This is a genomic window from Leifsonia sp. 1010 (assembly GCF_031455295.1).
GTDB lineage: Bacteria > Actinomycetota > Actinomycetes > Actinomycetales > Microbacteriaceae > Leifsonia.
The window spans coordinates 76,688-90,860 of record NZ_JAVDSL010000003.1 but is presented as its reverse complement, the minus strand read 5'-3'; the positions used below and the strand labels follow the sequence as shown (position 1 = coordinate 90,860).

Here is a 14,173-nt window from a genome sequence, read left to right as displayed (position 1 = left end):
GCGGCTGTCAGCCGCGGCGGGGGTCGTCGGGTGCTCGCCCGGCGGTCCCGCCGTCGCGGCCGTCACCGCGCCGGCGCAGGTACCGCTCGAACTCCTGCGCGATCGCCTCTCCGCTCGCCTCGGGCGAGTCGACAGTGTCGCGCGCCTGCTCGAGCTGCTGGATGTACGAGGCCATCTCCTCGTCGTCGGCGGCGAGTGCGTCGATCCCGGACTCCCAGGCCGCCGCCTCGTCGACCAGGCTGCCGCGGGGGATCGTGACGTCGACGAGCTCCTCGAGCTTGTCGATCAGCGCGAGAACGGCCTTCGGGCTGGGCGCGTTGTGCACGTAGTGCGGCACCGACGCCCAGATCATCAGGGTCGGGATGCCGACATCCTCCGCGCCTTCGGCGAGCGCGCTGAGGATGCCGACCGGCCCTTCGTACGTGGAGCGCTCCAGGCCCAGTTCGGCCCGGACGGCCGCGTTGTCACTGGACGCGAAGACGGAGATCGGCCGCGTGTGCGGAACGTCGGCGAGCATCGCGCCGAGGAAGACGACGGCTCCGATGTCGGCGGCGAGTGCCACATCCATGATCTCGGCGGTGAAGCTGCGCCAGCTGCGGGACGGCTCGGTGCCGAGCAGCAGGAAGATGTTGCCGGCGTTGTCGCCGGTGACGGTCAGTTCGGCGTCACCGGCCAGGTCTTCGCCGACGCGCCCGGGAAGCGACGGCCCGTACATGACGGCGGAGGGCCAGATCAGGCGCCTGCGGCCGTCGTCGTCCGTCACCACCGGCCTGTTGAACTGGAAGTCGAAATAGAGCTCGGGGTCGACCTCGGCGATGGGAACCACGTCGAGCTGCTCCTTGAGCGTCTTGACCGCGCCGCTGGCCGCCTCGCCCGCGTCGTTCCATCCCTCGAAGGCCACCACGAGGATGCGCCCGCCGAGGATGTTCTGTCCGTCTGTCACGAAGCTGTCCCTCGTCCCTTCCTGGCGTCCGGTCGGGGCGCCATCCATCCAGGATAGGCCCGCGGCTCTCCCGATAGACTTGCCCGTTGTGACCGCGTCTTCCCCCCGCAGCGAACATACCCGTAGCGACGCCGACCTTCCCGCCGCCGTGCTGTGGGACATGGACGGCACCCTCGTCGACACCGAGCCGTACTGGATGGCGTCGGAGGTCGAGCTCGTCCACTCGTTCGGCGGCACGTGGACGCACGACGACGGCCTGCTCCTCGTCGGCCTCGGTCTCTGGAACTCGGCGGAGATCCTCCGCTCCCGCGGCGTCGCAATGGAGCCGGACGAGATCGTGCACTGGCTGACCGACCGGGTGCAGCAGAAGTTGGATGCGGACGGCGTGCCGTGGCGCCCGGGCGCCCGCGAGCTGCTCGAGTCGCTGCGCGAGCGCGGCATCCCGACGGCGCTGGTGACCATGTCGGTGCGGAGGATGGCGGAGCAGATCGTCGCGCACATCCCGTTCGACGCGTTCGACGTGATCGTCAGTGGCGACGAGGTGGACGAGCCGAAGCCCGCGCCGGAGCCATACCTGCGCGCCGCGGACCTGCTGGGCGTCGACATCCGCGAGACCGTCGCCCTGGAGGACTCGCTGGTGGGCCTTGCATCCGCTGTGGCGTCCGGTGCGACGACGATCGGCGTTCCGCACATCGTGCCGCTGCCGGAGTCGGAGGAGCACACGCTGTGGTCGTCGCTGGACGGCCGCACGGCGGACGACGTCTTCGCCGTCGCCCGCGCACACCGTGAGGCGGCGAACCGATGAACGAGACTCCGCGCAGCTCCGGCCCGTTCCGCGCGGGCGACCGCGTGCAACTCACCGGTCCGAAGGGCCGGATGAACACGATCACGCTGCAGCCGGGAAAAGAGTTCCACAGCCACCGCGGCGTCCTGTCGCACGACGCCATCATCGGCTTGCCGGATGGTTCGGTCGTCACCAACAACGCGGGCGTCGAGCACCTCGCGCTGCGTCCTCTGCTCACCGATTTCGTCATGTCGATGCCGCGAGGCGCGGCCATCGTCTACCCGAAGGATGCTGCGCAGATTCTCGCGCTTGCGGACATCTTCCCCGGCGCGACCGTCGTCGAGGCGGGGGTCGGCTCGGGTGCGCTCTCGCTCTGGCTGCTGCGCGCGATCGGTCCGGAGGGCCGGCTGCTGTCGTTCGAGCGCCGCGAGGAGTTCGCCGACGTCGCGCGCGACAACGCCGCGACCTTCCTCGGCAGCGAGCCCGCCAACTGGACACTGACCGTCGGCGACCTGCAGGATGCGCTGCCCGCCGCCGTCGAACCGGGAACCGTCGACCGCGTGGTGCTGGACATGCTGGCGCCGTGGGAGACGCTCGACGCGGTCACCGCCGCGCTCAAGCCGGGCGGCGTCGTGATCTGCTACGTCGCGACCGTGACCCAGCTGTCCCGCGTCGCCGAGGCCATCCGCGCCTCCGGCGACTACACGCACCCGCAGTCGAACGAGACGATGGTTCGCGGCTGGCACGTGGAGGGGCTGGCCGTCCGGCCCGACCACCGGATGATCGCGCACACCGGCTTCCTGATCACCGCCCGCCGGCTCGCCCCGGGGACCGTCCTGCCCGAGCTGAAGCGCCGTCCGTCGAAGTCCGACTACTCCGACGAGGATGTCGAGGCCTGGACCCCCGGCGCCCTCGGCGAGCGGCAGTCCAGCCCGAAGAGCCTCCGCAAGCGGATGCGCGAAGCGGCCGCCAGCGCCGAGCTTGCTAAGGGCCGTGAGGCGGACGAGGACGCTCCGGGCGTCGGCTAGCATGAATTGGCCCTCCAACGCCCCGACCGAAAGAGAACACGTGCGCAGAGTCACCATCGGAAGAACGTCCGCTGTCGTGGTCGCCGCCGGCCTCGTGGCCGCTGTCCTCACGGGATGCTCGACCGACCCGAACAACGACTGCTCGACCGCTCTGCCCTCGGGCAAGGCCTCGCAGCTCGTGGAGGCGACGGGGAAGATCGGTTCGAAGCCGAAGATCACCGTTCCGACGCCGCTCGACACGACGAAGTCCGAGCGCACCATCATCACGGAGGGCACCGGTGAGCAGGTCCACAAGGGCCAGGTCATCGAAATGCAGTACACCATCCTCGACGGCAAGACCGGTCAGGTGCAGCAGACGTCCTACGGCAGCGGCGACACCTACCCGCTGGCGCTCGGCTCCGGCAACGAGGCCCTGAGCAAGGGCCTGCAGTGCGCGCCGGTCGGCTCGCGAGTCGCGGTCGTGATCTCGCCGAAGGACGCGGGCGGCGCAGGGGCGACCAGCTCCGGTGTGATCGTCGTCGACATCCTGAAGGCGTACCTGGCGAAGGCCGATGGGGCCGTCCGGCCGTCGGTGAGCGGGTTCCCGACCGTCGTGCTCGCGCCGACCGGTCAGCCCGGTATCACCATCCCGTCCTCGGGGTCGGCACCGACCAAGGTCCGCAGCGAGGAGTTGAAGGCCGGAGACGGCGCGACGGTCACGAAGGACTCGTCGGTCTTCCTCAACTACACGATCGTCGGATGGGAGCAGAGGAACCCCATCCTGTCGACCTGGGACACCGGCTCGCCCGACCTCGTCACGATCGGCACCGGCGAGAGCACCGCGAATACAGCCCTCCCGCAGAAGGTGCTCGCCGAGCTGATCGGCAAGAAGGTCGGCTCGCAGGTCGTCATCGAGGCCCCCGCCGAGGGCCAGGTCGCGGCGTCGGCCTGGGTCGTGGACATCCTCGGGATCCGCTAGCGCACGCACGACGCGGACTAGGATGGACGGGTGTCCCGTTCCCCCTCTTCGCCCGCGCGCGTCCCGGTCGAGGAGCGCCTGTTCAGCCTCGTGCTGGCACTGCTCGCGACCGAGAACGGCCTGACCAAGAGCGAGATCCTGTCGACCGTTCAGGGGTATCGCCAGCGGTATGAGCCGCACGGCGACAACAGCAGCCTGGAGCGGCAGTTCGAGCGCGACAAGGACGACATCCGCGAGCTCGGCGTCCCGCTGGAGACGGTCGAGGCGCCCGAGGCATCCGGCAACAATCAGCTGCTGCGCTACCGCATTCCCAAAGGGGCATACGACCTCCCGGCCGATGTCAGCTTCTCTCCCGAGGAGTTGACCCTGCTCGGCCTCGCCGCCGCCGTCTGGCGCGAAGGGTCGCTGTCGGGGGAGTCGCGGCGTGCGCTGATGAAGCTGCGATCGCTCGGCGTCGAGGCGGACGACCCGGTCGTCGGGTACGCGCCGCGGCTGCGCGTCCGCGAGAGCGCGTTCGAGCCGCTCAGCCAGGCGCTGGAGCGTCACGTCATGGTGCAGTTCCCGTACCTCAAACCCGGCGAGAGCGCGTCCCGTCAGCGCACCGTCGCGCCCTTGTCGCTCGTGCAGCACCAGGGCCGGTGGCACCTGCAGGGGATCGACCAGGACGCCCGCGGTTCGCGGACCTTCCTGCTGTCCCGGATCGTCGGGCCCGTCAAGCTGACGTCGCGCGTCTTCGACCCGGAGCAGTACCGCGTCGACGGCGAGGCCTTCGCCGAACGGGCGCTGCTCGAACTCGAGCGCATCTGGGAGTCGAACGTCGCCGAGATCGAGGTCACCGCCGGCACGGATGCGGCGACGCGCCTGGGCAAGCGGTACGGCGACGCCGTCCCGGTCGGAGCCGAGGGCGAGCCCGTCCGCCTCACCGTCAACTTCTCGGACATCAACATCCTCGCCGACCAGCTGGCGTCGTTCGGCCCCGAGGTGCTCGTCCTCGCGCCGCCGGAACTGCGTGACCAGGTGCTCCAGCGGCAGCAGGCGACCGTTGCGGCGCACGCGGAGCCGGCCAGCACGGCAGAACGACGGCCGGGGGAGGCCGGCAATGGCTGAGCGCCGCAAGCCGATGCAGGCGCAGGACAAGCTCGCCTTCCTGCTCGCCCTCGTGCCGTACCTGATGGATCGCGACCGCGTCAGTGTCGCAGAAGCCGCCGAGCACTTCGGCGTCGACCAGGAGCAGCTGCGCGACGCCGTGCGACTGATCGCCGTCTCCGGCATCCCCGGCGAGACCAATGCGTACCAGCCGGGCGACCTGTTCGACATCGCCTGGGACGACTTCGAGGAGAACGACCAGATCGTCCTCACCCACCAGGTCGCCATCGACGACTCGCCGCGCTTCTCGGCGCGCGAGGCTGCCGCGCTCATCGCCGGGCTGCAATACCTCACGGCCCTGCCGGAGAACGCCGACCGGGATGCGATCGGCTCGCTCATGGCGAAGCTCGCGCGCGGGGCATCGGCGGCACCGAGTCAGCTGGCGGTCGCGCGGTCGGAGACAGACGAGGCCCTGGCGACGATCCGGGATGCGGTCATCGCGGGCGTGCAGGTCGAGTTCGACTACCTCAGCTCGCGCGGGGAGCGGGAACGGCGCCGCGTCGACCCGCTGCGCATCGAGTCCGTCGACCAGGACTGGTACCTGCGTGGCTGGGATCACCTCCGCACGGCCATCCGCACGTTCCGTCTCGACCGGATCGACGACCTGGTCGCGACCCAGGAGGCGATCACCTACCGCCCGGGCGACGTGAAGCTCCCCGAGACGCTGTTCACCGGCACGCCGGAGGACCAGCTGGTGACGGTGGAGGTGTCGGCGTCGGCGATCCCGCTGATCGAGGACTACATCCCCGAGGGTGCAGAGCGCGAGGAGCGGGACGGCGTCATCCGCACGAGCGTCCGGGTCGCCCACTTCCATGGCCTCAAGCGGCTGGTCGCCGGGCTGTCGGGGGTGCTCACGGTGCTCGACCCGCCCGAGGCGCGCCAGGTGGTCGCGGGCTGGGCGCGTGCGGGCGCCGAACGCTACCTCTGAGCGCGTGAACCGCCGGGTAGGCTGGGCCCATGCCCTGGTGGTCGTGGCTGGTGATCTGGATCGTGCTCGTGCTCGGTCTCCTCGGCATGCTCGCGTTCTTCGCGTGGTGGCTGTTCCGCAAGGTGGTCGCCGCCGGCCGTGAAGCCGCCGCGCTCATGGAGAAGGCGGAGGTGCTGTCGCGCCGAGCCGAAGAGCTGCACGAGACGTTCGAGCCGGCCGTGCTGGCGGATGCCGACGAGCTCCGCGCGCAGCGGCAGGACCACCTCACGGAGCGGGCGTTCGCCCGGCAAGCTCGCAGGGACGCCCGCGTCCGGCGCGGTAGACTACTGGTCGATGTGGACCCGGAAACGGTGCCCGCTCGCTTCGCCCACCTTTTGAGAAGGACCTGATCTCATGTTCGCAGGACTGACCGGATGGCATCTGCTCATCATCCTCGCCGTGATCCTGCTGCTCTTCGGTGCGCCCAAGCTCCCGGCGCTCGCCAAGAGCATCGGCCAGTCGATGCGGATCTTCAAGGGTGAGGTCGACGAGTTGAAGAAGGACGGCAAGGACGGCAAGTCCGACCAGGTCGCCGACGGCACTGCCACCACCACCACCGCGCAGAGCACCGCGGCACCGACGGTGACGCCCGCCCCGGCTCCCGTCGACCCCTCGACCGAGTCGAACCCGAAGTCCTAGTCCGGTGGCCTCCACGAAGCGAGGCAAGAACCGCGAAGGACGGATGACGCTCGCCGAGCACTTCATCGAGCTTCGCAAACGCCTCTTCCGTTCCGCCCTCGCTCTGGTCGGCGGTGCCGTCATCGGCTGGTTCCTCAGCGGCTATGTGATGGATGCGCTGCGCGGTCCGATCACGGATATCGCGAAGCAGCAGGGCCGCGAGGCCATGCTCAATTACGACAGCATCACGGGCGCGTTCGACCTGAAGATGCAGGTCGCGATCACGATCGGCGCGATCATCTCCAGCCCGGTCTGGCTTTACCAGATCTGGGCGTTCTTCGTCCCGGCGATGACGCGCAAGGAGCTGCGCTACGGCTTCGGTTTCTTCTTCACCGCCGTCCCGCTGTTCATAGCGGGCGGCGTGACCGGCTGGCTGCTCGTCCCGCACATCGTGAGTCTGCTGACGAGCTTCGCCCCGGAACCCGACTCGGCGATCATCCAGGCGAAGACCTACTTCGACTTCATCCTCAAGCTGGTCATCGCCGTGGGCATCGCCTTCGTGCTCCCCGTGTTCCTGGTGCTGCTGAACTTCGTCGGTGTGCTGAGCGCGAAGTCGATCATCGCGTCGTGGCGCTGGGCGCTCATCCTGATCGCCCTGTTCACCGCCATCGCCACGCCGGCGGCCGACGTGCTCTCGATGTTCCTGCTGGCCATCCCGATGGTCGCCCTGTACTTCGCCGCGTACGGCGTCGCCTGGCTGCACGACCGTCGCGCGGCCAAGCGCGAGCTGCGGCTCGAGGCCGAGCTCGCCGCCTGACCGCTCGGGCATAGGCTGGTGGGGTGACCGACCAGACGCTCTCACCGGCGGAGCGGTTCGCCGCCTCGCGCGACCGGGCCCGCCAGCCGCTGCTCGAGACCTTCCGCGCGAGTCTCCGGTTCGACCTCGACCCGTTCCAGCGCGAGGCATGCGGGGCTTTGGAGCGCGGGCGCAGCGTCCTCGTCGCCGCCCCGACCGGCGCCGGCAAGACCATCGTGGCCGAGTTCGCCGTCTTCCTCGCGATGCGCGAGGCCAACGCGAAGGTCTTCTACACGACGCCGATGAAGGCGCTCAGCAACCAGAAGTTCCAGGAGTTCGTGGAGGCGTACGGCCCGGAGTCGGTGGGCCTCCTCACCGGCGACACGAACATCAACTCCCACGCCCGGATCGTCGTCATGACGACCGAGGTGCTCCGCAACATGCTCTACGCGGACTCCGACCTCCTCACCGACCTCGCCTACGTCGTCATGGACGAGGTGCACTACCTGGCCGACCGGTTCCGCGGCGCCGTGTGGGAGGAGGTCATCATCCACCTGCCGTCGGAGGTGCGGATGGTGTCGCTCAGCGCCACCGTGTCGAACGCCGAGGAGTTCGGCGACTGGCTGCAGGCCGTCCGCGGCGACACCGACGTCGTGGTGTCGGAGGAGCGTCCCGTGCCGCTGGAGCAGCACATCCTCATGCGCTCCAAGCTCATCGACCTGTTCGACTCGTCGGGGCTCGCCGCCACCAACCGGGTCAACCCGGAGCTCGTGCAGATGGCACGCTACGGCGGCCGGGTGCTGAGCAGCCGGCAGATGCGGGATGTGGGCCGTTACCACTCCAAGGGCGGTCGTCCGGACACCTTCCGGATGAGCCGGTCGGATCTTGTCGCGCTGCTCGACGACCGCAATCTGCTGCCTGCGATCTTCTTCATCTTCAGCCGCAACGGCTGCGACCAGGCGGTACGGCAGGTGCTCCGGGCGGGGGTGCGGCTGACCGAGAAGCACGAGCGCGACGAGATCCGCGAGATCGTGGAGGAGCGCTGCCGTACCCTTCTCGACGAGGATCTGGCGGTGCTCGGCTACTGGGAGTGGCTGGAGGGGCTGGAGCGCGGTGTCGCCGCCCATCACGCCGGCCTGCTGCCCGCCTTCAAGGAGGTCGTGGAGGAGCTGTTCCGCCGGAAGCTCGTCAAGGTCGTCTTCGCGACGGAGACGCTCGCGCTCGGGATCAATATGCCTGCCCGGACCGTGGTCCTGGAGAAGCTGGAGAAGTTCAACGGCGAGGCCCGCGTCCCGATCACACCGGGGGAGTACACGCAGCTGACCGGTCGCGCCGGCCGTCGTGGCATCGACGTGGAGGGGCACTCCGTCATCCAGTGGGAGGACGGTCTGGACCCGCAGTCGGTCGCCTCTCTCGCATCCCGCCGCAGCTACCCGCTGAACTCCAGCTTCCGCCCCACCTACAACATGGCCGTGAACCTCATCGATCAGTTCGGCCGACCGCGCACCCGGGAGATCCTCGAATCGTCGTTCGCTCAGTTCCAGGCCGACCGTGCCGTGGTCGACCTCGCGCGCAAGGCTCTGCAGCAGGAGCAGTCGCTGGCCGGTTACGAGGAGGCGATGACGTGTCATCTCGGCGACTTCCGCGAGTACTTCGCCATCCGTCGAGAGCTGACGGACCTGGAGCGGTCCGGATCCCGCATCGAGTCGGCGTCGAGCGCCGACAGGGAGAAGCGGCAGCGTCAGCTGGCCGCGCTGCGCAAGCGGATGAAGGACCACCCTTGCCACCGCTGCCCGGAGCGTGAGCAGCACGCGCGCTGGGCGGAACGCTGGTGGAAGCTGAAGCGCGACACCGACCGGCTGCGGTCGCAGATCCAGTCGCGCACGGGCGCCGTCGCGAAGGTTTTCGACCGCGTGTCCGAGGTGCTCCTGGAGCTCGGCTACCTGGCGAAGGAGGACGGCGAGACCGTGCTGACCGTCCACGGCCGCACCCTCAAGCGCATCTACGGTGAGCGGGACCTCCTGGTCGCCGAGTGCCTGCGCCGCAACGCCTGGAAGGACCTGGATGCGCCGGGCCTGGCCGCCATGGCGTGCGCCCTCGTCTTCGAGCCGCGACGCGACGACGGCCTGGCCAACGACCGGACGCTGCCTCGCGGCGCGTTCCGACCGGCGCTCGAGAAGACGATCACCCTGTGGAGCACGCTCGACGACCTGGAGCAGGACAACCGGCTCCCGGGCAGCGAGCCGCCGTCAACGGCGTTGTCGCTGGCGATGTGGATGTGGTCCCGCGGCTCGGGGCTCGACGCGGTGCTCAGCGAGGCCGACATGGCGGCGGGCGACTTCGTCCGCTGGGCCAAGCAGACGATCGACCTGCTCGACCAGCTGTCGCTCGTCGCCCAGGGCAACGTCGGGCGCGTGGCCCGGCAGGCGCTGGAGTCCATCCGGCGCGGGATCGTCGCGTACGCGTCGGTCGCTTGACGCGGCTCGAGAGCGGCCTACGCGACCGTGCCGCGCATCCTGAACGGCCCCCACACGCGGATGCTTTAAGCTCTCCCTTCGTGCAGACCGTCCCGCGAGCCCCCCTTCCGCTCTGGCTCGCGGTACTGGTCGCCGCGGCCGCCGGCCCGGTGCTCGATGCGGGGTTCCCGGACAAGGACTGGTGGCCGCTGACGTTCCTCGGCATCGCGATGGTGCTGCTCGCGCAGCGGGGTCGTCGGGCCGGCTCGGCGTTCCTGGTCGGCTGGGTCGCGGGGGAGGCGTTCTACCTCGTCCACGTGTCCTGGACGGCGCTGTACCTCGGCCCGGTGCCCTGGGTGGCGCTCTCGACGCTCGAGGCGCTGTTCTGGGGTGTGGGCGGCATCCTGATCACGCTCGCGTACCGGTGGGTGCCGCGGGCCTTCCCGACCGTGCTCGGGCGGCTGGGGCTGCTGCCGGTGATCGTGAGCGGCCTCTGGGTGCTGCGGGAGTTCGTGACCGGCACCTGGCCGTACGGCGGCTTCTCCTGGGGGCGCGTCGCCGAGTCGCAGTCCCTCAGCCCGCTCGCCCCGATGGTCGCGTGGATCGGCATCTCGGGTGTCAGCTTCGTGATGGTGTGGCTGGTGGCCTTCCTGCTCGAGCTTCCCGGCGCGCTGGATGTGCGCACGGTGCAGCGCTGGCTCCTCGCCGGGGCGGCGGTCGCGCTCGTGTTCGCGATCCCTGCCTGGCCCGCGACGACCAGCGGATCGACGCGCATCGCCGCCGTGCAGGGGAACGGTCCCGCCGGTTACTTCGACAATGCGCCCGTCGGCGCCGTGTTCAACGCGCAGGTGGCCGAGACGCTGCGCATCCCGTCGTCGCAGGTCTCCGGCGCGAATAAGGTCGACATGGTGGTCTGGCCGGAGGGGTCCGCCCTGCCGGACCCGACGCGTGACCCCGACAATGCGGCGATCCTGGATGCGCTGAGCCGCAAATTCGGCGCCCCGTTCGTCGTCGGCACGATCACCTCGCGCGACGACCGCCTCTACAACACCTCGCTGCAGTGGCAGGCAGGAAGAGGCGCTGTCGACTACTACGACAAGAAGCACCCGGTGCCGTTCGGGGAGTACGTCCCGGACCGCGCCTTCTGGCGTCCCTTCGCTCCGGAACTCATCGACCTCATCGGACGCGACTACACGCCCGGGACACGGGACAGCGTCTTCGACGTCGGCGGCGTCCGCGCCGGCATCTCGATCTGCTTCGACATCGTCGACGACCAGCTGCTCACGGACATGATGCGCGGGGGAGCGCAGGTGATCCTCGCTCAGACCAACAACGCGGACTTCGGCGAGACGGACGAGAACCAGCAGCAGCTGGCGATCGCCCGCCTGCGCGCGATCGAGGCCGGGCGGTCGCTGGTGAACATCTCGACGGTGGGCAGCAGCCAGATCATCGGGCCGGACGGTCGCACGATCAGCTCCATCCCCCCGTTCAAGCCCGGGCACATGGTCGCGGATGTCCCGCTCGGGACAACGACGACGCCGGCGACACTGCTCAGCCGCGGGATCGAGTTCCTGGTCGCCGGTCTCGGGCTGTTCGGCCTGATCGTGGCGTTCACCGCCCGTCGCGGACCCCTGCCGACGACGAAAAGGCCGCTCCCACCGCAAGGGTGAGAACGGCCCGGTGGCCTGACGGGGTCAGGCGGTGTGCTTGTGCTCGCTCGTTCCGCGACGCGACCGCAGGTACTGCAGGCGCTCCTCGAGGAGCTCCTCGAGTTCGGCGCGGGTGCGACGCTCCAGCAGCATGTCCCAGTGGCTGCGGGGGGTCTTGACGTCGGAGTGGTCGACCTCGACGGGAGTGTCGCCGATGAGCAGGCGCGCCTCCTGGCCGCAGTGCTTGCACTCCCAGGTCTCGGGGGCCTCGGCCTCGGCCGAGAACACCATCTCGGTCTCCTTGCCGCAAGCCGGGCACAGGTAGTTGTAACGGGAACGCGGAGAGTAGACGACGCCTTCTTCACTCTGTAGGCTCTGGGCGCCGAGTCTCATACCGCGCAAGCTTCGATCTGCCATTGTGTGGTCTCCTCTAGTGCGCGCGAATCCTCACCGTTATAAACGGTCAAGCTGGGGATTCTCTTTCCAGGAGAGCGTTTCTCCCAGTGCCCTCTCAGAGTCGGCTGCGGTCGCCGGACGTCAGCGGCGCGATGTCACCACGGTCGTGAGCACGTCGCAGCGGTCGGTGACGATGCCGTCGACCCCGAGGTCGAGCAGCCGGACCATGTCGGCCGGATCGTTGACCGTCCAGACATGGACTTCGGCCCCGGCCGCGTGGACGCGTTCGACGGACCGTCGCGTGACGATGCGCAGCGGACCCCGCCGCTCGGGGACCTGCACCGCGACGAATCCGCGCAGCGCCCGCCGCACCAGCGGGGCAATGCCCAGCCGGGCGCCGATCAGGGCGGGGAGGAACTCCGCGACGGCGGGGGAGGAGGCGACCCCCGGGAGTGCGTCGGCGACGGCACGTCGCCGCTCGCTCGAGAAGCTGGTGATCAGCACACGGTCGGTCGCCCGGGCCTCGCGGATCGCGGCGACGGCGGGTGCGGCTGCGCGCGCATCCTTCACGTCGATGTTGAAGCGCGCCTGCGGGAACGCGTCGAGTGCTTCGGCCAGCGAGCAGAAGCCCTGTCCGTGACCCAGGTCGATGCGGCGCAGCTCGCTCATCGTCAGCTGGCCGACCTGCACGTTCCGCCCGGCGACGCGGGCGAGGTCCGGATCGTGGGCGATGACGGCGACCCCGTCGGCGGACGCGTGGATGTCGGTCTCGAGGTGCGTGGCGCCCGCCGAGAGGGCGCGCAGGAACGCCAACAGCGTGTTCTCGGGCGCGTCCAGAGCCAAGCCGCGATGCGCGATGATGCGCGTCCCGGCTCCGTCGAGGTACGTCACGGCGCGGTCGGTGCCGCCGGCCCGGTCTCGGCCGCCGGCGCGGGCGGCGTGGCAGAGCCCGGCGCGGCTCCCGTCGACGGCGGCTGCTGCGCACCAGCGCCCGGCCCGAAGGCCTGGCCGATGCCCTTCAGGGCTTCGGTCAGCTCGCTCGGGATGATCCACAGCTTGTTCGCGGGCCCCTCGGCGAGCTTCGGGAGCGTCTGGAGGTACTGGTAGGCGAGCAGGAGGTTGTCCGGGTTGCCCTGGTGGATCGCGCCGAATACCGTCGTGATCGCCTGCGCCTCGCCCTCGGCGCGGAGCACAGCCGCTTTCGCGTCGCCCTCCGCCTTGAGGATCGCGGCCTGCCGCAGACCCTCGGCGTTGAGGATCTCGGACTGCTTCGTGCCCTCGGCCGTCAGGATGACAGCGCGGCGGTCACGTTCCGCGCGCATCTGCTTCTCCATCGAGTCCTGGATGGACGTGGGCGGATCGATCGCCTTGAGCTCGACGCGGGAGACGCGGATGCCCCACTTGCCGGTGGCCTCGTCGAGCACGAGCCGCAGCTGACCGTTGATGTTGTCGCGGCTGGTCAGCGCCTCTTCGAGGTTCAGTCCGCCGACCACGTTGCGGAGGGTCGTCGTGGTGAGCTGCTCGACCGCGCCCAGGTAGTTGGCGATCTCGTACGTGGCGGCGCGCGCATCCGTCACCTGGAAGTACACGACCGTGTCGATGGAGACGACCAGGTTGTCCTCGGTGATGACCGGCTGCGGCGGGAACGAGACGACCTGCTCGCGCATGTCGATCAGCGGCCGCACCTTGTCGATGAACGGGACGACGACGTTGAGTCCGGGCATCAACGTCTTGTGGTACCGGCCGAGCCGCTCGACCACGCCGGCGCGCGCCTGCGGGATGATCCGGATCGCACGGAACAGCGTGACCAGCACGAAGATCGCGATGATCAGGACGATGATGCTGACCACGATGGTCAGGATCAGCTGGCTGGGATCGTTCACGGAGTGATCCTCTCGGTGAGGCCGTCGGTACCTGCGGAGACCGGTGCGGGCGCGACGACGGCGGTCGCTCCCTCGATCGAGACGACGACGACGTGCTCCCCGGGCACGAGCTCCCCGCGACCGCCGCCGGTGAAGGCGCTGTCGGCGAGCCGCGATGTCCAGGTCTCGCCGACCTGGAGCTTCACCAGCCCCGTGGTCCGGGTGACGGTCGAGACGACGACCCCGCCCATCCCGATCAGGCGGTCGATGTTGCTCTTGGCGGGATCGCCTCCGCGCTTCAGTGCGCGGAGCAGCGGCGGCCGGATGAAGAAGATCAGGACGACGGACAGGATCGCGGCGATGATCAGCTGCAGCCACCAGGGTGCGCCGAACAGGCCGGAGACGAGGCCGCCGAGGCTGCCGATGGCGATCATCAGGAAGACGAAGTCGAGCGTCAGCATCTCGATGATCACGAAGATCAGGATGAGGACGAGCCAGACGATCCAGGCGAAGGACGTGATGTCCATGACGTCCCCCTTTCACTGCTTTCTCCGACCGTATCAGGTGCGG

Annotated in this window: 15 protein-coding genes; 10 read left to right on the top strand and 5 right to left on the bottom strand. The window is 69.5% G+C overall.

What is annotated here, in order from left to right; all coding sequences use genetic code 11:
• Positions 1-7: 7 nt before the first annotated feature.
• Complete coding sequence (locus J2Y42_RS14010; protein ID WP_309859795.1) at positions 8-943, bottom strand: PAC2 family protein; 936 nt, start codon at positions 941-943, stop codon at positions 8-10.
• An 88-nt stretch (positions 944-1,031) separates the two neighbouring features.
• Between J2Y42_RS14010 and J2Y42_RS14005 the strand changes: the two genes are divergently transcribed.
• From J2Y42_RS14005 to lnt, 10 genes are all read left to right on the top strand, one after another.
• The gene (locus tag J2Y42_RS14005; RefSeq protein WP_309859792.1) at positions 1,032-1,748 is read left to right on the top strand and encodes an HAD family hydrolase; all 717 of its coding nucleotides are present in this window, start codon (positions 1,032-1,034) and stop codon (positions 1,746-1,748) included.
• Positions 1,745-2,755: a tRNA (adenine-N1)-methyltransferase gene (locus tag J2Y42_RS14000; protein WP_309859790.1), complete on the top strand. Its 1,011-nt coding sequence runs from the start codon at positions 1,745-1,747 to the stop codon at positions 2,753-2,755. The genes J2Y42_RS14005 and J2Y42_RS14000 overlap by 4 nt, the downstream gene beginning before the upstream one ends.
• Before the next feature lie 40 nt (positions 2,756-2,795).
• Positions 2,796-3,713 (top strand): peptidylprolyl isomerase, encoded by a 918-nt coding sequence (locus tag J2Y42_RS13995; RefSeq protein ID WP_309859788.1) that lies wholly within the window; start codon positions 2,796-2,798, stop codon positions 3,711-3,713.
• 30 nt (positions 3,714-3,743) lie between these two features.
• Positions 3,744-4,820 carry a WYL domain-containing protein gene (locus J2Y42_RS13990; protein ID WP_309859785.1) on the top strand — a complete coding sequence of 359 codons (1,077 nt, stop codon included), beginning with the start codon at positions 3,744-3,746 and terminating at the stop codon, positions 4,818-4,820.
• A complete protein-coding gene (locus J2Y42_RS13985) occupies positions 4,813-5,787 on the top strand; it encodes a WYL domain-containing protein (RefSeq protein WP_309859784.1) in 975 nt (324 codons plus the stop codon). The genes J2Y42_RS13990 and J2Y42_RS13985 overlap by 8 nt, the downstream gene beginning before the upstream one ends.
• Before the next feature lie 29 nt (positions 5,788-5,816).
• Positions 5,817-6,176 (top strand): hypothetical protein, encoded by a 360-nt coding sequence (locus tag J2Y42_RS13980; RefSeq protein ID WP_309859782.1) that lies wholly within the window; start codon positions 5,817-5,819, stop codon positions 6,174-6,176.
• 4 nt (positions 6,177-6,180) lie between these two features.
• The gene (gene tatA / locus J2Y42_RS13975; RefSeq protein ID WP_309859780.1) at positions 6,181-6,465 is read left to right on the top strand and encodes a Sec-independent protein translocase subunit TatA; all 285 of its coding nucleotides are present in this window, start codon (positions 6,181-6,183) and stop codon (positions 6,463-6,465) included.
• A gap of 43 nt (positions 6,466-6,508) precedes the next feature.
• Positions 6,509-7,261, top strand: a complete 753-nt coding sequence (gene tatC, locus J2Y42_RS13970) for a twin-arginine translocase subunit TatC (protein ID WP_018191077.1) — start codon at positions 6,509-6,511, stop codon at positions 7,259-7,261.
• Between the two features lie 23 nt (positions 7,262-7,284).
• A complete protein-coding gene (locus J2Y42_RS13965) occupies positions 7,285-9,717 on the top strand; it encodes a DEAD/DEAH box helicase (RefSeq protein ID WP_309859779.1) in 2,433 nt (810 codons plus the stop codon).
• Between the two features lie 80 nt (positions 9,718-9,797).
• Positions 9,798-11,366 (top strand): apolipoprotein N-acyltransferase, encoded by a 1,569-nt coding sequence (gene lnt, locus J2Y42_RS13960; protein WP_309859777.1) that lies wholly within the window; start codon positions 9,798-9,800, stop codon positions 11,364-11,366.
• A 24-nt stretch (positions 11,367-11,390) separates the two neighbouring features.
• Here the strand turns inward: lnt and J2Y42_RS13955 are convergent, their stop codons facing one another.
• From J2Y42_RS13955 to J2Y42_RS13940, 4 genes are all read right to left on the bottom strand, one after another.
• Positions 11,391-11,762 carry an RNA polymerase-binding protein RbpA gene (locus J2Y42_RS13955; protein ID WP_309859775.1) on the bottom strand — a complete coding sequence of 124 codons (372 nt, stop codon included), beginning with the start codon at positions 11,760-11,762 and terminating at the stop codon, positions 11,391-11,393.
• Between the two features lie 120 nt (positions 11,763-11,882).
• Positions 11,883-12,632, bottom strand: coding sequence for a glycerophosphodiester phosphodiesterase family protein (locus J2Y42_RS13950; RefSeq protein WP_309859773.1), 750 nt, complete (start codon positions 12,630-12,632; stop codon positions 11,883-11,885).
• Positions 12,629-13,624: an SPFH domain-containing protein gene (locus J2Y42_RS13945; protein WP_309859771.1), complete on the bottom strand. Its 996-nt coding sequence runs from the start codon at positions 13,622-13,624 to the stop codon at positions 12,629-12,631. The genes J2Y42_RS13950 and J2Y42_RS13945 overlap by 4 nt, the downstream gene beginning before the upstream one ends.
• Positions 13,621-14,130, bottom strand: coding sequence for an NfeD family protein (locus J2Y42_RS13940; protein ID WP_309859769.1), 510 nt, complete (start codon positions 14,128-14,130; stop codon positions 13,621-13,623). Before J2Y42_RS13940 ends, J2Y42_RS13945 begins: the two co-directional genes overlap by 4 nt.
• Between the last annotated feature and the right edge of the window lie 43 nt (positions 14,131-14,173).